This window comes from Amycolatopsis keratiniphila subsp. keratiniphila (genome assembly GCF_001620365.2).
Lineage (GTDB): Bacteria > Actinomycetota > Actinomycetes > Mycobacteriales > Pseudonocardiaceae > Amycolatopsis > Amycolatopsis keratiniphila.
Genome location: NZ_LQMT02000029.1, coordinates 54,748 through 71,126, shown reverse-complemented (window position 1 = coordinate 71,126; position 16,379 = coordinate 54,748). Strand labels below are relative to the sequence as shown.

At 68.6% G+C, this 16,379-nt stretch carries 17 protein-coding genes; 5 read left to right on the top strand and 12 right to left on the bottom strand.

Annotated elements, in window-relative coordinates; genetic code table 11:
* Nucleotides 1-19 precede the first annotated feature (19 nt).
* Genes mrf through AVR91_RS27860 form a run of 4 tightly spaced genes read left to right on the top strand, consistent with a single transcriptional unit; the run spans nucleotide 20 to nucleotide 2,755 of the window.
* Complete coding sequence (gene mrf, locus AVR91_RS27875; protein WP_063273538.1) at nucleotides 20-1,273, top strand: ribosome hibernation factor-recruiting GTPase MRF; 1,254 nt, start codon at nucleotides 20-22, stop codon at nucleotides 1,271-1,273.
* Nucleotides 1,270-1,527: a type B 50S ribosomal protein L31 gene (locus AVR91_RS27870; RefSeq protein ID WP_016334055.1), complete on the top strand. Its 258-nt coding sequence runs from the start codon at nucleotides 1,270-1,272 to the stop codon at nucleotides 1,525-1,527. Before mrf ends, AVR91_RS27870 begins: the two co-directional genes overlap by 4 nt.
* Complete coding sequence (gene rpmF, locus AVR91_RS27865) at nucleotides 1,527-1,685, top strand: 50S ribosomal protein L32 (RefSeq protein WP_063273537.1); 159 nt, start codon at nucleotides 1,527-1,529, stop codon at nucleotides 1,683-1,685. The genes AVR91_RS27870 and rpmF overlap by 1 nt, the downstream gene beginning before the upstream one ends.
* Entirely contained in the window at nucleotides 1,682-2,755 is a 1,074-nt protein-coding gene (locus tag AVR91_RS27860; RefSeq protein WP_063273536.1) for a GTP-binding protein, read from the top strand. Before rpmF ends, AVR91_RS27860 begins: the two co-directional genes overlap by 4 nt.
* Before the next feature lie 89 nt (nucleotides 2,756-2,844).
* Here AVR91_RS27860 and AVR91_RS27855 read toward each other — a convergent pair whose 3' ends face one another.
* The 10 genes from AVR91_RS27855 to AVR91_RS27810 all read right to left on the bottom strand — a co-directional run bounded on the left by AVR91_RS27855 (nucleotide 2,845) and on the right by AVR91_RS27810 (nucleotide 12,371).
* On the bottom strand, nucleotides 2,845-3,141 hold the full coding sequence (locus AVR91_RS27855) for a hypothetical protein (RefSeq protein ID WP_063273535.1): 297 nt from the start codon (nucleotides 3,139-3,141) through the stop codon (nucleotides 2,845-2,847).
* Between the two features lie 96 nt (nucleotides 3,142-3,237).
* Nucleotides 3,238-4,653 (bottom strand): class I adenylate-forming enzyme family protein, encoded by a 1,416-nt coding sequence (locus AVR91_RS27850; protein ID WP_063273534.1) that lies wholly within the window; start codon nucleotides 4,651-4,653, stop codon nucleotides 3,238-3,240.
* 21 nt (nucleotides 4,654-4,674) lie between these two features.
* Nucleotides 4,675-5,367 carry a DUF899 domain-containing protein gene (locus tag AVR91_RS27845; protein ID WP_063273533.1) on the bottom strand — a complete coding sequence of 231 codons (693 nt, stop codon included), beginning with the start codon at nucleotides 5,365-5,367 and terminating at the stop codon, nucleotides 4,675-4,677.
* Nucleotides 5,364-5,813 carry an SRPBCC family protein gene (locus tag AVR91_RS27840; RefSeq protein WP_063273532.1) on the bottom strand — a complete coding sequence of 150 codons (450 nt, stop codon included), beginning with the start codon at nucleotides 5,811-5,813 and terminating at the stop codon, nucleotides 5,364-5,366. The genes AVR91_RS27845 and AVR91_RS27840 overlap by 4 nt, the downstream gene beginning before the upstream one ends.
* Nucleotides 5,810-6,145 carry an ArsR/SmtB family transcription factor gene (locus tag AVR91_RS27835; RefSeq protein WP_016334049.1) on the bottom strand — a complete coding sequence of 112 codons (336 nt, stop codon included), beginning with the start codon at nucleotides 6,143-6,145 and terminating at the stop codon, nucleotides 5,810-5,812. The genes AVR91_RS27840 and AVR91_RS27835 overlap by 4 nt, the downstream gene beginning before the upstream one ends.
* Nucleotides 6,135-6,566 (bottom strand): SRPBCC domain-containing protein, encoded by a 432-nt coding sequence (locus tag AVR91_RS27830; RefSeq protein ID WP_063273531.1) that lies wholly within the window; start codon nucleotides 6,564-6,566, stop codon nucleotides 6,135-6,137. The genes AVR91_RS27835 and AVR91_RS27830 overlap by 11 nt, the downstream gene beginning before the upstream one ends.
* 76 nt (nucleotides 6,567-6,642) lie before the next feature.
* A complete protein-coding gene (locus AVR91_RS27825) occupies nucleotides 6,643-8,043 on the bottom strand; it encodes a pyridoxal phosphate-dependent decarboxylase family protein (RefSeq protein WP_063273530.1) in 1,401 nt (466 codons plus the stop codon).
* Nucleotides 8,040-9,344, bottom strand: coding sequence for an MFS transporter (locus AVR91_RS27820; RefSeq protein WP_016334046.1), 1,305 nt, complete (start codon nucleotides 9,342-9,344; stop codon nucleotides 8,040-8,042). Before AVR91_RS27820 ends, AVR91_RS27825 begins: the two co-directional genes overlap by 4 nt.
* 34 nt (nucleotides 9,345-9,378) lie before the next feature.
* Nucleotides 9,379-10,338, bottom strand: a complete 960-nt coding sequence (locus AVR91_RS27815; RefSeq protein ID WP_063273529.1) for a sphingomyelin phosphodiesterase — start codon at nucleotides 10,336-10,338, stop codon at nucleotides 9,379-9,381.
* Nucleotides 10,339-10,355: 17 nt separating this feature from the next.
* Nucleotides 10,356-12,371: a neutral/alkaline ceramidase gene (locus AVR91_RS27810; protein ID WP_063273528.1), complete on the bottom strand. Its 2,016-nt coding sequence runs from the start codon at nucleotides 12,369-12,371 to the stop codon at nucleotides 10,356-10,358.
* A 324-nt stretch (nucleotides 12,372-12,695) separates the two neighbouring features.
* Between AVR91_RS27810 and AVR91_RS27805 the strand changes: the two genes are divergently transcribed.
* Nucleotides 12,696-14,033, top strand: a complete 1,338-nt coding sequence (locus AVR91_RS27805; RefSeq protein WP_323807898.1) for an IS1380 family transposase — start codon at nucleotides 12,696-12,698, stop codon at nucleotides 14,031-14,033.
* Between the two features lie 345 nt (nucleotides 14,034-14,378).
* On the opposite strand, the gene AVR91_RS27800 is transcribed toward AVR91_RS27805, so the two are convergent.
* Entirely contained in the window at nucleotides 14,379-15,404 is a 1,026-nt protein-coding gene (locus AVR91_RS27800; RefSeq protein ID WP_063273526.1) for an LLM class F420-dependent oxidoreductase, read from the bottom strand.
* A 12-nt stretch (nucleotides 15,405-15,416) separates the two neighbouring features.
* Nucleotides 15,417-16,337: an oxygenase MpaB family protein gene (locus AVR91_RS27795; protein WP_063273525.1), complete on the bottom strand. Its 921-nt coding sequence runs from the start codon at nucleotides 16,335-16,337 to the stop codon at nucleotides 15,417-15,419.
* Nucleotides 16,338-16,379: the final 42 nt, after the last annotated feature.

Below are 16,379 nucleotides of genomic sequence, written 5' to 3'. Positions count from 1 at the left end.
TCGACGCCCCGGAGCTTCAGTGACCGACAACCCCCGCGTGCCCCTCGTCCTGATCAGTGGCCTCGCACCGGGACCGAACGCCGACCTCGCCGAGCGGCTGCGCCTCGCCGAACCCGGCACCGCCGTCGTGCATCACGACCTGAGGCAGATTCACTCCGGAGTGGTCCGACGGCGCATCCGGCTCGGCGACCGCGACCAGCTGACGGTGCTCGAACTGGCGCACGGCTGCGTCTCGTGCACCCTGCGCGAAGACCTGTTGCCCTTGCTGCGCAAGCTCTCCCAGATGCCGCAGGTGCGGCGGATCGTGGTGCGGCTCGACGAGGCGATGGAGCCCGAACCGGTCAGCTGGGCGCTGCACAACGTCCTCGTCGGCGAGCGGCCGGTGATCGAGGACGTCGACCTGCGGGCCGTGCTGACGGTCGTCGACTGCGCGGGCTGGCTGGCCGACAGCACCGGCGACGACACGCTGGCCGAACGGAACCTGCTCGCCAGCCCCGAGGACGAGCGCACCGTCGCGCAGGTCGCGCTGTCCCAGGTCGAGTTCGCCGACCTGCTCGTCCTCGCCGGAGCGGCGACCGACGCCTGGTCCGCGGCGAAGGCCTCGGCCGTGCTCGACCGGGTCGCGCCGTCGATCCCCCGCGTCGAACTGTCCTCAGTGGGCGGAAAGACCGTGCTCGACGCCGTCCCCGCCGACGCCCGGCGCGGCGAGGTCACCGACATGCACGGACCGTTGCTGCGCGGCCAGCCGCCGTTGCACACCGACTGCGGGATCGGGCTGCTCACCTTCACCTCGCAACGCCCGTTCCACCCGGAGCGCCTCCACGACGCGATCGACGTCCTGCTCGACGGCGTCGTCCGCACCCGGGGACGGCTCTGGGTGGCGAGCCAGCCCGACATGGCGCTGTGGATCGAATCCGCGGGCGGCGGGCTCGGCGTCGGGCACGCCGGGCCGTGGCTCGCCGCGCCGGACGGCCCGGACTGGGCCGCCGTCTCCCCCGAACGACGCACCCTCGCGTCCCTGCGCTGGGACCCGCTGTTCGGCGACCGCGCGCAGGAACTGGTCGTCGTCACCGATCAGGCCACTCCCGACGAGATCGAAGCCGCGCTGAACGGGGCGTTGCTGACCGAGGAGGAACTCGCCGCCGGTGAGCAGGAATGGCTCCGCTACCCGGATCCGTTCGGCGAGTGGCACGAAGAACCGTGTGAGGACACGGAAACCGACCCCGAGAAACACGACGTGAACGCGTCGAACCGAAAGGACGAAACGCAGTGAAACCGGGAATCCACCCCGACTACCACCCTGTGGTGTTCAAGGATCTCTCCACCGGGGACGCCTTCCTGACCCGCTCCACAGCCACCTCGGAGCAGACCATCGAGTGGACCGACGGCAACACCTACCCGCTGGTGAACGTCGAGATCAGCTCGTGGTCGCATCCGTTCTGGACCGGCAATCAGCGGATCATGGACAGCGCCGGGCAGGTCGAGAAGTTCCACCGCCGCTACGGCCGTCGCGGAGGGTCGAAGTAATGGCCGTCCCGAAGCGGAAGATGTCGCGTAGCAACACCCGGTCCCGTCGCTCGCAGTGGAAGGCGGCCGTGCCGGATCTGGTGCCGATCAAGGTGAACGGCGAGACGAAACTCGTGCCGCGCAAGCTGATGAGGCATTTCCACGAAGGTGGGAAGTGACGACGCCGGTCACGGTGCTGTCCGGGTTCCTCGGCGCCGGCAAGACGACCGTGCTCAACCACGTCCTCGCCAACCGCGACGGGCTGCGGGTGGCGGTGATCGTGAACGACATGAGCGAGGTCAACATCGACGCCGCGCTGGTGCGGGACGGGAACAGCCTGTCCCGCACCGAGGAACGGCTGGTCGAGATGACCAACGGCTGCATCTGCTGCACCTTGCGCGACGACCTCCTGGAGGAGGTCTCGCGGCTGTGCGAGGACGGGCGGTTCGACTACCTGCTCATCGAATCGAGCGGGATCTCCGAGCCGATGCCGGTGGCGGCGACGTTCTCGTTCCTGGACTCCGCGCGGCTCGACACGATGGTGACCGTGGTCGACGCGGTGAACTTCGAGCGGGAACTGGCCGCCGGGGACGGCCTGACCGAACGCGGGCTGGACCAGTACGAGGGGGACGAGCGGACGGTCAGCGACCTGCTGATGGACCAGATCGAGTTCGCGGACGTCCTCCTGCTGAACAAGGCGGACCTCGTCCCGGCTCTCTCCCTAGACCGGCTGACGGCGGTGTTGCGACGGCTCAATCCGGCCGCCGAGGTCGTCGTCGCGACCCACGGCCGCGTCCCGCTCGACCGGGTGCTCGGCACCGGACGCTACGACGTCGAGCGGGCACAGGAAGCACCCGGGTGGGTGGCGGAACTCAACGGTGACCACGTGCCGGAGACGGAGGAGTACGGGATCTCCAGTGTCGTGTTCCGTGCCTCGCTCGCCTTCGATCCGGAACGGTTGTGGGACTTCGTCGGGCGGCTCGACACCGGGGAGTTCGGGACGGTCCTGCGGTCGAAGGGGTTCTTCTCGCTGGCGTCGCGGCCGGGGGTGACCGGGCTGTGGTCGCAGGCCGGTTCGGTCGCCCGGTTCGAGCCACAGGGGGTCGAGGAGGCACCGCGGCAGGAACTCGTGTTCATCGGTGTGGGGCTGGAGAAGGACGCGCTGCTGGACTCGCTTCAGGCCTGTCTGGCGGGCGGTCCGGCGGGTTCGGATCCGTTTCCGGAGTGGGAAGCGGTACACGTCCACTGACTAGCCTGCGGCAAGTACATGAAGGCCCCCTTCCTTGCGTCTAGCGCAAGGAAGGAGGCCTTCATGTACTTGGGCACGAGCGGACGAGGTCAGTGGTCGTCGTAGTGGTCCCCGTGCGCGGCGTGGCGGTGGCCGTCGTGCAGGTAGTCGACGTGATCGCCGTGCGGCACCGCGACATGGCCGCAGCCCTCGCCGTGGGCGTGGTCGTGACCCTGGTGCGGGACGTGATCGCCGGTCTCGCACTCGTCGAAGTGTCCGTCGTGGGCGCGGTGCAGATGCCCGTCGTGCACGTAGTCGACGTGGTCTCCGTGGGGTACGGCGACATGGCCGCATCCTTCGCCGTGAACGTGCGTGTGGCCGGCGTGTTCGATGTGTGCGGCGGTCATCACCGGGTCCTTCCTGTGCGGAAATGCCTGATCAGGCGGACGGTAGCACCGGCATACGAGCCCAGCAGCGCTCTCACCCGACCGAGTTCCCCCGGCTCACGCGATACGGCGGCGGTGCCCGGCCCAGAACGGTGCCCGGAGCGCCCGCTTGTCGATCTTGCCGATGGCCGTCAGCGGCAGCGCGCCGGTGAAGTCCACATCGGACGGTACGAAATGCTCCCGCCCGAAGAACTCCCTGGCGTGGGCCCGGACTTCCTCGGCCGACAGCTCTCCCGAGGCGACCACCACGGCGTGGACCCGTTCGCCCTCGCCGTCGTCGCCCGGCACACCGAACACGGCAACGGAACGGATCAGCGGATGCCGCGCGAGCGCGTTCTCGACCACGGTCGAGTACACCTTGGTGCCGTGCTCGCCGGTGATGATGACGTCGTTCGCCCGGTCCAGCAGGTAGAGATAGCCCTCGTCGTCGAACCGCCCGAGATCGCCGGTCCGCAGCCAGCCGTCCCCGATCGGCGCCGAACCGTGGTAGCCGTCCATCATGGACAGTCCGCGGACCAGGACCTCGCCGTCGTCGATCCGGGCCTCCATACCGGGGACGATCCGGCCGACGGACTCGAGCCGCTCCGGCCGCCCGTCGAGTTCCGCCGCGGAAATGCTCGCGATCATCGGCGCCTCGGTGAGCCCGTATCCCTGCCCGACCACCGGCCCGAACACGTCGAGTGCCTGGGCCAGCCGCCGCGGCGGAAGCGGGGCGGCACCCAGGGAAAGCTGCCGCACACTGCCGACGTCGGTCGACGTCATGGCCGGATGGTCGAGCACCGCCGCCAGCCGCGCGGGGGTGAGGGACAACGAGGTGATCCGGTGTTCCGCGATCGCCTCCAGTACGGCGCCCGCGTCGAAACCCCGCAGCAGCACCACGCTTTCCCGCCGCAGGATCGCGCCCAGCACGGTGGCGTTGCCGGTCATATGCGTCATCGGCGCGATCAGCAGGGTGCGGCCCGGCCCCGCCGGATCCGGCGCGAAGATATGGGCCATCCCGTCGTAGATCCCGCTGTGCCGGATGAGTTTGGGCGTTCCGGTGGTGCCACCGGTGGGGAACACGACGGCGACCGACCCCGGCACTTCCGCCGGGTCGGTACCGTCTTGGTCCACCAGTTCGTCGAGCGAGGTCACCCTCGCGTCGCCGTCGGGCCAGTCCGCCGCGTGCTCGGCCACCAGGGTCGTGACCCCTGCCGCCTCGACCGCGGCGAGGCGATCCGGCGCACTCGCCGACGCGGCGACGAGGAGGACCGTCGAACCCCGCAGCTGGGCGGCAATCTGCAGGAGGACCGTTTCGGGCCGGTTGCCGGCGTCGATGGCGACCACCCCGCCCTCGGGCAGTCCCGCGTACATCCGGCGTACGAGTTCGAGCGCCTGCCCGTAGCCGGTCTCCACGCCGTCCTGGACGAACAGCACCTCGTCGCCACCCGATCGAAGCGCGTCCAGCACCCGGGTCAGAAACAGACTCTCCACCGGCCGGACCCTAGCCCAGGCTCACGACCCCGAGCAGCACCCGCCACCGGACGACGCGGGTTCCTCGTAGGCGTCGTGCCAGTTCCACCATTCGTATGGCGGCGTCTGCGGGTAGCCCTCGGGCGAGTCCTCCCACTCCTCCTGCCGCCCCAGCGCGGTGATGTCGAGGTAGCTCCAGGTGCTGCCCATCGTCTCGTCGCCGCGATCGTTGACGAAGTACGTCCGGAACACCTGATCACCCTCGCGGATGAAGGCATTGGTCCCGTGCCACTCGTCCACGCCGAAATCGACGTCGAAGTCACTGGTTATCGTGTACCACGGCATCGTCCAGCCCATCCGCGTCTTCAGCCGCGCGATGTCCGGCTGCGTGCCTCGCGAGGCGAAGGCCAGCGTGGTGTCGCGGGCGTTCAGATGCGCGACGTGCGCGACCTGGTCGGCGACCAGCGAGCAGCCTTTGCAGGCGTGGTCGGGGAAGCCCTCCACGCCGGGATCGAAGAAGGCCCGGTAGACGATCAGCTGACGGCGTCCCTCGAACAGGTCGAGCAGGTTCACCGTCCCGGACGGTCCTTCGAACTCGTACGGCTTCTCGATCGCGAGCCACGGCATCCGCCGCCGCTCGGCCGCGAGCGCGTCGCGAGCACGGGTCAGCTCCTTTTCCTTCACCAGCAACCGAAGGCGCGCTTCCTCCCATTCGGCCGCGGACACGGTGTTCATCGCGCCAGCTCCGCGGGCAGCACGCTCTGCCGGTTCGGCTGCCCCTCGCCGGTGGTGATCAGGTCCCGCAGGCTGGTGCCGACGTAGAAGGTCCACGCCTTGTGGCAGACGTCGAAGCATTCGTACTCCGGGACGAGCCCGTGATGGGTGAAGCGCGCTTCGGTCTTGCCGTCCTTCTCCTCGATCTCGAAGGTGATCGTGGTGCCGACCCATTCGGTGTCGTCGCGGGTGAAGTCGAAGTGGTTCTCGAGGACCAGCCAGGAGACCTTGCGGCCCGGCACGGACTCGGTGATCCGGATCCGGCAGCGGTGAACCTCCTCGTAGTGGTACTCGAACTCGTCGCCGGTGTACTCGATCTCTTCCGACCACCACCGGCGGACGTCGGTGAAGGCGTCGTAGACCTGCCGCGGCGTCCGGTCCACGGTGAAGCTCGTCGTGAAGCTCATGCTGAACCCTCCAAATGGTCTTTCAGAGCCGCGAGCGGCCCGTCCCAATCGCGGGCGAGCGCGGCGAGGAACTGCTGGGCGACCTGCATCGGCGCCGAGTGCAGCCGGTAGCGGACGCGGCGCCGCTCCCCTTGTTCCGGGGTCACCAGGCCGGCGTCGGTGAGCAGTGCGAGGTGCTTGGCGATGGCCTGCCGAGTGATCGGCAGGCGTTCGGCCAGGTCGGTCGCCGTGGCCGGACCGCCCGAGGCGAGCGTGGCGAGGATGCTCCGCCTGCTCGGGTCGGCCAAGGCGACGAAGACCTGTTCGGCGATCGCTTCGATGTCAGGCGGCATCGAGGTATTCGATCAGTTCGTCCAGCTCGGCCGCCCACCCCTTCGTGTTCCCGTCGAACGCGACCTGGTGGACGTCGTCCGGCAGCTGGGAAAAACCGGTCTCGACGACGGTGAGCCGCGTGCCTCCGCCGTTCGGGGCGAGGGTGAACTCGACGTAGGTACGGCGAGGGTCGTCGTCGGGCAGACCGTAGATGTTCCAGGTGAAGCCGAAGATCTCGGGCTCTTCCACGCGCTCGACGCGCATGGTCGCCTTGTGCCCCTCGTCCCATTTCATCTCGGCGTCGCCGCCGGGCCGCAGGTCGATGCTGGCCTGGTTGCCGAACCAGGTGCCCAGACCCTCGGCCGTGGTCAGCGCGGCCCAGACCTTCGCGGGCGGGTGGGCGATCTCGACGGTGCGTTCGATCCGGTCGGGGAATCCCACGACAGCCTCCTCAAGTAGCAATCAATCGGTTGCTATAACTTTGTATAGCAACCGACTGATTGCGTCAAGGGGGGGGTCAGGCGGCCGTGTACAGCGCGCCGAGGAACTCGAGCAGCAGCCGCTCCCGCAGCGGACCGGGCGCCGTGGCCAGCAGGGCGTTGATCTCCGCCATCCGGGTGGGCAATCCCGCGCCGCCGCCCAGACCCGCCGCCGCCAGCAGTCCGGCGAACTGCTCCGGCGTCAGCGTCGCGGGATCCAGCGCGGCGACGAACTCGGCCACCTGCGGATCGACGACGATCGGTCCCGCTTCCCGGGCGGCCGCGACCGAACCAGCGAGATCGGCCAGGAAGTCCTTCTCGCTCCCCCGGTTGGCGGCCGTCACGGTCAGGTGCAGGTTCGCGGGCGACGACTCGTGGGCGAACTGCGGCTGGACGTACCAACCACGCTCGCGCATCTCGTCCGCGACGGTGAACAGGTCGAATCCGGCGTCATCCGCCACGGTGAACGCGAGCAGGGTCGACACCGGATCGCCGAGGACCCGCAACCTGTCCAGCGCCCCGATCCCGGCACGGAGCTCCACGGCCGCCTCGCGCGCCGCGGAAGCCAGCTTCCGGTAACCCTCTTCGCCGACATGACGCACGACGGCCCACGCGGCGGCGAGCGGTCCGCCGGAGCGCGTGCTCTGCAGCGTGGTGTTCAGCATCGTGTAGCCGGGCCAGTCCGCGCTGGCGAAGTACTGCGAACGGCGCAGCCCGGCGTCGGCGTGCAGCAGGACCGACACGCCTTTCGGGCAGTACGCGTACTTGTGGAGGTCCACCGAGACACTGGTGACACCGGGAACGTCGAAGCCGAACGGGCCGAGCCCCAGGTACGGCAGCACCCAGCCGCCGATGCAGGCGTCGACGTGGAACCGGACGCCGTCCAGCAACGCGGCGATCTCCGGGATCGGGTCGAGGACGCCGTGCGCGTACGACGGCGCGCTCGCGACGACGAGCACCGTGCTCTCGTCGACCGCGGCTGCCATCGCCTCGGGGACGGCGCGGAAGCTCACCGGATCGACCGGCACCGCGACCACGTGCACGCCGAAGAAATGCGCCGCTTTGTGGAACGCGGCGTGCGCGGTCGTGGGCAGCACGATGTTCGGCGTAGCCACGTCCGGACGCGCGTCGCGAGCGGCCAGGACGGCGAGCATGCACGACTCCGTACCGCCCGAGGTCACGGAACCGACCGTCTCCGCCGTACCGCCCAGCAGCCGCGCGGCGGTGCCGACGAGGTCGTTCTCCATCCGCAGCAGGCTCGGGAAAGCCGTCGGATCGAGCCCGTTGGCCGACGAGGCCAGCGCGTGCGCGGCGGAGCCGAGTTCGTCCACTTCGGACAGACCGCTGTCGTAGACGTACGCGAGCGTCCGGCCGCCGTGGGTCGGCAGGTCCCCCGCCCGAAGTTCCCGAAGCTCCTTCAGGATGTCCTCGGCGGTCACGACCGGCGCTCCAGGACCGACCTGCGCAGCAGCGGGATACCGAACAGGATCAGCACCGCCGGGAGGATCGACGCGCCGAGCAGGATCGCCGTCAGCGCGCTGTCCGGTTGCGCGGCACCCGGCGCGAGGCTGGACTGGTAGCCGCCGAACTGCAGCACCAGTCCCCAGATCCCCGGGCCGAGCGCCAGTCCCAGCGTTTCGGACGCGGTCCAGACCCCGGCCGCCACCCCGGCCCTGGTCTCCCCGGTCCGCTCCTCTTCGTCGCTGATCAGATCCGGCAGGATCGCCAGCGGGAACACCGAGATCCCCGCGTAGCCGACGCCGCAGAAGGCGACGAACACCATCGTGACGGGGAACGGGAACACCTTCGCGCCGAGAAGCCCGAACAGACCGACGCCGAACGCGGCGGTGGCGAGCCGGAACCCGACGAGCTTCCCGACACTCGCCCCGAGCTTGGGCCACAACGGCATCGTCAGCAGCGCCGGACCGACGAAACCGACGAACAGGACCGTGGCGTAGCCGGAACTGCCGAGGATCCGCTCGGCGAAGAACGGGATCGCGGCCAGCACCGTGCCGATACCGAGCGCCTGGACGAAGTAGACGCCGAGCAGCCAGCGGAACGGCCGCCACTGCGCGAGTGTCCGGAGCAGTTCACGCGGGCTCACCGTGTTCGGCCGCAGCGCGCCGACCGGCGCGTCCTTCAGCCCGAAGTACACGCCGAGGGTCGCCAGCAGGATGATCACGGCGATGAACACGCCCATGACGCGGTAACCGGTGACGCCGCCGACGAGTTCGGTGATCGCCGGGGCCCCGCCGCCGCAGATCAGGATGGCGACCGCGAGGAAGCCGATCCGGATGCTGGTCAGCTTCGTGCGTTCGTCGGCGTTGTCGGTCAGTTCGGCGGGCAACGCGTTGAACGGCACCTGGAAGAACGCGTACGCGGTGGCGCACAACAGGAACACGACGACGACGTAGATCGCGTCGGGCACCGGGCCGCCGAAGCCGGGGTGGGCGAACAGGGCCGCGAAGAGGATCGACACGCCGATACCGCCGAAGAGCAGGAACCGGCGGCGGCTGCCGGTGCGGACCATGTCCGCGTCCGACAGCCTCCCCGCGATGGGGTTGAACAGCACATCCCATGCCTTGGGAATGAACACGATCGCGCCGGCGACGCCCGCGGCGACGCCCATCGTGTCGGTGAGGTACTTCAGGAGGAGCAGGCCGGGAACCGTGCCGAAGGGGCCGGTGACGAACGAGCCGAGCGAGTAGCGGTACCTCGTCCGTGCTGGCAGGGCTGCCATGATCCTCCTCGAGGCGGTTCTCCCGATGAAGGCCTCAGTATTGGATCTTGGCCACCACCGGGTAGTGGTCGGAGGGAATCGTGCCACCGTCGTAATGCACGAGCTGTACCGGGCCGACAGCGGCGAGTGGACGGCCGCCCGCGCGTACGGCCCCGACGTAGTCCAGCGAGTCGCGGTAGGTCGCCGGAACGGACTTCGCCGCGTTCGGGTTCGTCGCCGCGTCGAAGGTGTACGCGCCTTCGCCCGTCGTGCGGAGAACACCGTCGAGGAAGGCCTCACCCTGCTGGACCTGGGTCCGGCCGAGGGAATCCTTGCGCGCTTGTCCCGCCCAGTACTCGATGTTCAGGTCGCCCGCGATGACGACCGGCTCGCGGGCGGGGGCGTATTTCGTGACCAGGTCACGGATTTCGCCGAGCTGCGCCATCCGGACGTCGTGCGCCTTCGGCAGCGTCTCCGGCCCCTCGTCGGCCTGCATGTGGGTGCCCGCGATCCAGACCGGCTTCCCGGCGACGACCAGACGGGCGAGCGCGGCACCCTTGTTCGACAGATAGTCCGCGGTACCGGAGTAGGAATTGCGGAAGACCAGCTGGTGCTGTTCGGTCACCGGTGCCTTGCTCAGCACGGTGACCCCGCCGTTGACCACGATCGGGGAATTCGAGCAGTTGCCGTTCACCGTGGTCCAGCCCGGCGACGTGGAGCAGTACTGGCCGACGAGCGGGGTCTGATGCGGCCAGACGTCCTTCAGCCGGTTTCGCAGTTCCTCCGCCTGGGCGCTGAACGCCTCGTCCAGGACGACGACGTCGGCGTCCTGCGCACGGATGACGTCCTCCGCCGCGCGAGCCCTGGCCTGTTTGTCCGAAGTGTTCGGACTGGCGATCCAGGGCAGCTGCCAGATGTTGAACGCCATGACCTTCACCGAGACCGCCGCTTGGGCGGGCAGGGCGGTTCCGGCGAACAGGGCGGCGGCGATGGCGAGTACGGCGAGCTTCCGCACGAAAGACCCTTTCGGTGTCAGGAAACGACGAACGTCCGCGAAGTCCCGCTGAACGCGGAGATCGCCCCGTTCCAGCCGTTCTTCCAGTTGCCGAAGTGGACCACGCGATACTTGCCGATCGGGGCGTTCGCGGGGATCTTCCAGTGGACGACGGCTTTCGATTCGGCGACGAACGTCCGCGCCCAGTGGTACTTCGTGTCCCAGTCACCGTCGTCGGCGTGGCGGACCCATTTGCCGTCGACCAGCCGTTGGATCTCCAGGAAGGTGCCGCCGCGCCGCAGGTCGTTCTTCGGATGCCCGGTGACGAACTCGACGACGACCTGCTCGCCGCGCGCGTAGGTGCTCTTCGCGTCGGTCAGGACGTCACCGAAGCTCTTGAACGCGGGCGGGCTGTCGAAGACGACGCCGGGCTGGAAGTTGATCAGCTTGCCGCGCAGATCGCGCGGCGTCGGGCCGTGCGGGACCGCTGTCCCCGCCTTCATCGCCGCCGCGAGTTTCGCGAATTCCTGCTGGTACGCCGGAAGCGTGTAGCGGCCGTAGAGGGTCGACGCGCCTTCGTACTGCTGCGAGTCGTACTCCTCCGGCGTGGTGACGTACTGGCTGTAGGCGTTGGCGTAGCCCTGGATGAGCACGTTCTCCAGCGGGACACCGAGTTCGGCGGCGACGGTCCGGCGCAGGCGCAGCCCGGCGACGATGGTCAGTTCGGCGGGCACGGCCACGAGGTGCAGCTGCCCGATCCGGACGAGCTGCAGCGGCAGGACCTCCGGCGTCCACGGATACGGCTTCATCGCGCCGAACGGCACCGCGATCACCTTCGGCGCGTGCGCGTCGGCGAGTGCCTGCGGGATTGGCGCGTCGATGCCGCCGAGCCAGTCGATGAACGGGTTCTTGACCCCTTCCGGCAGCGGCAGGCCGGGGCCGTCCTCGCGGCTGCCCGCCAGCATCGAGACGCCGATCGCGGCGGTGCAGGTGCGCTGCGGCCGCCCGTTCGGGGTGTACTTCGCGTCGACGGTCACGTCGGACATGTCCACGTAGCACATCCGGTGGTCGACGCCGCCCGTCACGGCCTCGGCGGCGGTGTCGAAGGCGCTCTTCGCCGCACGGAACTGGAGATCCCCGATGGTGCGGGTGTTCTCGAACTCGGTTTCGGGCGTGCCGGGTTCGAGGTTGAGATTCGGGCTCATGTCGCCGGTGTTGGTCTGCGGGAAGGCGGCGACGAACCGCGGGTTCCCGTCGAGGTAACGCACGCCGGCGTGGTCGTGCTCCCACTCGTAGGCGGCGTAACCCTTGTTGTCGCCGCTGATCAGGTGGTTGCCGTTGCTCATCGACGTCCCGTGCGTGGCGAACCAGCTGATCGCGCCGACGTCGACGCCGTTCTGACTGAATCGCAGCACCGTGACGGCCGGGTCGATCGCCTGCGGGAAGTGGTCCTTGTCGGCCTGCGGGTTCAGGTCGAAGGCCTTGCGGGAACGGTTGACACTCGCCTTGGTGAGCTCGGCGCGGCCGAGCCGGATCGACCCGGGCGCGAGGTTCGCGTGCGCGCGGCCGATGGCCTCGAAGATCCCGTCGACGTGCGCGTCGTACACCTGCTGTTGGAAGCCGAGGATCGCCAGATCGTAAGCGGCGTAATGGGAATCCCCGCCGCACGCGGAGTGGGTGTGCGTGGCGTTGAGCAGCACGTTCTGCTCGGTGTACAGGTCGCCGTACGCGGCCTGGAGCTTGCGAAGCACGCCTTGATGGACGGACTGGAACAGCGCGCCGAGGTCGGCGGTGACGAAGGCGATCCGCTTGGTGCCGTCGTCGACCACGAACGCCCGCGCCCGGGTGCGGAGGTGGATGCCGGCGGTCTGCTGCTGCGGCATCGAGTAGCCCATCATGCCGTTCTCGGCCGCCGGGCCGGTGACGTCGGAAAGGCCGACGCCGACGCGGAAACCCTTCGTCGGCGCCGCTTGCGCCTGCTGGGCGCCGAGCACGCTCGCCGCGACGGGCAACGCCGCCGCACCCGCGAGAACCCGCCTCCGGCTCACCGTCATGAGTCGCACCTCCCGGCCACGAACATGAACCGACTTCACGTTCGTGGCCGGGACGCTACGTGATGGGCCTCACTGCCGCAACCCCACGAAAGGCGGGCGCCTCACACACTGCTCAGCATGTCCACAAAGGATGTTCCACGACGGTCGAGTGTGGAGGATTTGGGACGTTCAACCTGGATCCACCGGTGTGGTGTGGGTGTTGGGGTGTGTCCGGGTACGCAAATGCCCTCTGGCTTGGGATGATTGTTCTTGCGACGGAACAAATCCACCTAGCGAGAGGGCATCTGCTGGATGCGATCTTCTCATACCGCCGGTTCGGTGTCGGTGAGGTTCGATGATGCGGGTCTGGTGTCGTGCGCGGGGCTGGTGCCGGTGCTGCGGCTGGCCGAGGACATCGGCCTGGGCGGGCTGATCGAACAGCGGGTTGACCTGGGGATTCCGGTCGGGGCGAACACGGACGCGAAAGCACTCTCGGTGGTGGCGGGCATGGTCGCCGGGGCGGACTCGATCGAGGACCTGGACGTGATCCGGCATGGTGGGATGCGCCGGTTGTTCACCGGTCTCCGCGCGCCCTCGACGTGTGGGTCGTGGTTGCGCGGGTTCACCCATGGCCACGTCGGTCAGCTCGCCTCGGCCGTGGCCGAGGCTCTGGTCCGGCTGGCCGGGCGGGTGCCGTCGCTGCTGGCCGGGGTCGAGCAGCTGGCGTTCATCGACATCGATTCCAAGATCAAGGAAACCTACGGTCACGGCAAACAGGGCAGCGGGTTCGCCTATAACGGCGTCCGCGGCCTGAACCACCTGGTCGCGACCCTCTCCAGCCCGGTCTGCGCGCCGGTGGTCCTGACCGCCCGGCTGCGCGGCGGGAACGCTGATTCCCGCCGCGGGGCGGCGTCGATGATCACCGAGGCGATCGGTCTCGCCCGCCGGGCCGGCGCGACCGGGACGGTCGTGGTCCGCGCGGATTCGGCGTTCTTCACCGGCCCGATCATCACCGCGATCCGCAAGGCGGGCGCCTGGTTCTCGGTCACCGCCCAGAAAAACGTCGCCACCCAGGCTGTGATCGACCGGATCGACGAGGATCAGTGGGACGAGATCGCCTACCGGCACCCGATCCCCGACCCCGAAACCGGCGAGTTGATCACCCACGCCGAGATCGCCGAAACCACCCTGACCGCGTTCACCAACACCACCCAGAACCCCGGCCGCCAGGTCACCGCCCGGCTGCTGGTCCGCCGCACCCCACGGTTCAAAGCCGACGCCCAGGGCGAGTTGTTCCGCACCTGGAACTACCACGCCGTGTTCACCGACACCGGCTTCGACCTGCACACCGCCGACGACTATCACCGCAAACACGCGATCATCGAACAGGTCTTCGCCGACCTCAACGCCGCAGCCCTCGCGCACTTCCCCTCCGGCCGCTTCCCCGCCAACCACGCCTGGCTCATCCTGGCCTGCCTCACCCACAACCTGCTCCGCGCCACAGGCTGCCTCACCAGCGGATTCCACGCCAAAGCCCGCACCGCAACCCTGCGCCGGCACCTGATCGCCATCCCCGCCCGCATCACCCGCACCGCCCGCCGCATCACCCTGCGACTACCAGCGAACTGGCCCTGGCAAACCGCCTACCAAACCCTCTTCACCGCAACACACCGAACAACCTGACCCCCGCTCCCACAACCAGACCACAGTGGACACACCGGATGCGACGGCCGGCGAACCACCCCGCCCACCAACCAAACACAAGATCAACAACCATCACCAAGACCAACCCACAACCACACCGGTGGATCCAGATTCAACGTCCCAAATCCTCCACACTCGAGTCACATCGTCAAGGGGACGCTCGCGTCTCGAATCTTGATCAACGGAGCAGTGGGGACACTCGACGTCCCTGATCCTCCGTTGATCAAGGTCGCAGCCGAGCGGGGAGGATTCCGGACACCGAACGCCCCAAATCCTCCACACAACCTGTCGCATCCAGAGGACTAAATGCATGCTGGGAGCGGGCTACCCGCGGGTCTCGGCCACCTTCGTGAGCGTCGCCGCATCCCCCCGCAGCAGCAACGTGGTCACCACGGTCTCCTCCCACACCGCCAGTTCGTCGCGGATCTTCTCCGCCGGCCCGATCAGCGACGTGTCCTCCACCAGCGATGTCGGGATCGCGGCGGTCGCCTCGTCCTTGCGCCCGGCCAGGTACAGCTCCTGGACCTTGTCGGCGACGTCCTCATACCCCATCCGGGCGAAGACGTCGTGGTGGAAGTTGACCGATTTCGCGCCCATACCGCCGATGTAGAGCGCGAGCGACGGTTTGATCCAGCTCGCGGCCTCTTCGACGTCGTCGTGGACGAGCACCGGGACGGACGCGGCGACCTCGAAATCGTCGAAACCATGCCGGGCACCGGGGCGCGAGAAGCCTTCCTGCAACGCTGTCCGGTAGAAGGCGTCGCTCTTGGGCGAGAAGAACAACGGGAGCCAGCCGTCGCAGATCTCCGCCGACAGCGCCACGTTCTTCGGTCCCTCCGCGGCGAGGAAGATCGGGATCTCCTTGCGGAACGGGTGCACTGTGGACTTCAGCGGCTTGCCGAGCCCGGTGCCACCCTGCAGCGGCAACTGGAAATGCCGCCCGTCATGCGTCACCGGCGCCTCACGCGCGACGACCTTCCGCACGATGTCGACGTACTCGCGGGTGCGCGCGAGCGGTTTCGGATACGGCTGCCCGTACCAGCCTTCGACCACCTGCGGCCCGGACGCGCCGAGCCCGAGCACGAACCGCCCGCCCGACAGATGGTCCAGCGTCAGCGCGTGCATCGCCGTCGCGGTCGGGGTACGCGCCGACATCTGGACGATGTCGGTGCCGAGCTTGATCCGGCTGGTCGACGCGCCCCACCAGGCGAGCGGGGTGAACGCGTCCGAGCCGTAACCCTCGGCGGTCCACACCGAATCGAAGCCGAGTTCTTCGGCCCGCAGGATCGCGTCCAGCGCGCCCTCCGGTGGGCCGGAGGACCAGTAACCGAGGTGGTAACCAAGCTTCATCGAGGCTCCTCGTCAGACGTTCGGTGAGTAGTGCTCGGGTTTGCCCCGCTCCGAAAGCGGCGGGAGGTTCCTCGCGGGAGTCTCGACCAACGGCGCGTCCGGGGCCAGTTCGCCACGCTCGCGGCGCCAGCCCGCCCTGGCCCGCGGGTGGTAGCGGCGATCGCGCGGGACCAGCTTGAACGCCGCGTTGATCAGCTTCCCCACCCGGCGGTGCCGTCGCTCGTCGCGTTCGGTCCACGTGTAGCCGAGCCGCTCGCGGATCGGCGGGTCGTACAGGCCGATCGTCAGCCAGACGAAGTTCCGCGCCACGTGCCCGCGCACGAGGTTCCACGCGAAATCCGGCAGCCAGGTCAGGAAATGCGGTTTGGCTATGTCCCCGATCTCGAGGACGTCGCGCGTGGCCTTGTTGTCCTCCAGCACGTCCTCGCACATGCGCTTCCAGTACAGCTGGAAGTCCTCCCACGACTCCGGCACCGGGCGCATGCTCATCCCGTACATCTCGTACCACTGCACGTGCTCTTCGAAGAGTTTCCGCTTCTCGGCCTCGCCGATGCCGCCGCAGAAGTTGTCGGCGATGAGGATCGCGCTCACGAAGAACGTCGAATGCGCCCAGTAGAACGTGTCCGGGTTGAGCGCGTGATAGCGCCGCCCGTGTTTGTCGACGCCCTTGATCCGATCGTGGTAACCCCGCACCTCCAGCGCGGTCTGCCGCGCCCGCGGGCCGTCGTAGATCACTCCCCCGATCGGGTAGAGCGAGCGGAACAGCCGCTGCCAGCGCTCCTCGAAGAACCGCGAGTGCTCTTCGACGCCCGCGCCCAGCTCGGGGTGCATGTTCTGCATGGATCCGGCCCAGAGCGCGATGAGCAGCCCGCGCCAGTCGCCGAAGTACTTCCAGGTCAGCGAATCCGGTCCCAGCGGCCGCGGCTGCGTCATCCCCGGTCTCCTCAATGAGCTGGTTAAATTGACCACAACTGT

What these genes read in the sequence shown, in the direction of transcription:
- rpmF (WP_063273537.1), top strand. Translation starts at nt 1,527, where the DNA reads ATGGCCGTCCCGAAGCGGAAGATGTCGCGTAGCAACACCCGGTCCCGT.
- AVR91_RS27810 (WP_063273528.1), bottom strand. Translation starts at nt 12,371, where the DNA reads ATGACGGTGAGCCGGAGGCGGGTTCTCGCGGGTGCGGCGGCGTTGCCC.
- AVR91_RS27800 (WP_063273526.1), bottom strand. Translation starts at nt 15,404, where the DNA reads ATGAAGCTTGGTTACCACCTCGGTTACTGGTCCTCCGGCCCACCGGAG.
- AVR91_RS27795 (WP_063273525.1), bottom strand. Translation starts at nt 16,337, where the DNA reads ATGACGCAGCCGCGGCCGCTGGGACCGGATTCGCTGACCTGGAAGTAC.
- AVR91_RS27845 (WP_063273533.1), bottom strand. Translation starts at nt 5,367, where the DNA reads ATGAACACCGTGTCCGCGGCCGAATGGGAGGAAGCGCGCCTTCGGTTG.
- AVR91_RS27855 (WP_063273535.1), bottom strand. Translation starts at nt 3,141, where the DNA reads ATGACCGCCGCACACATCGAACACGCCGGCCACACGCACGTTCACGGC.
- AVR91_RS27835 (WP_016334049.1), bottom strand. Translation starts at nt 6,145, where the DNA reads ATGCCGCCTGACATCGAAGCGATCGCCGAACAGGTCTTCGTCGCCTTG.
- AVR91_RS27840 (WP_063273532.1), bottom strand. Translation starts at nt 5,813, where the DNA reads ATGAGCTTCACGACGAGCTTCACCGTGGACCGGACGCCGCGGCAGGTC.
- AVR91_RS27820 (WP_016334046.1), bottom strand. Translation starts at nt 9,344, where the DNA reads ATGGCAGCCCTGCCAGCACGGACGAGGTACCGCTACTCGCTCGGCTCG.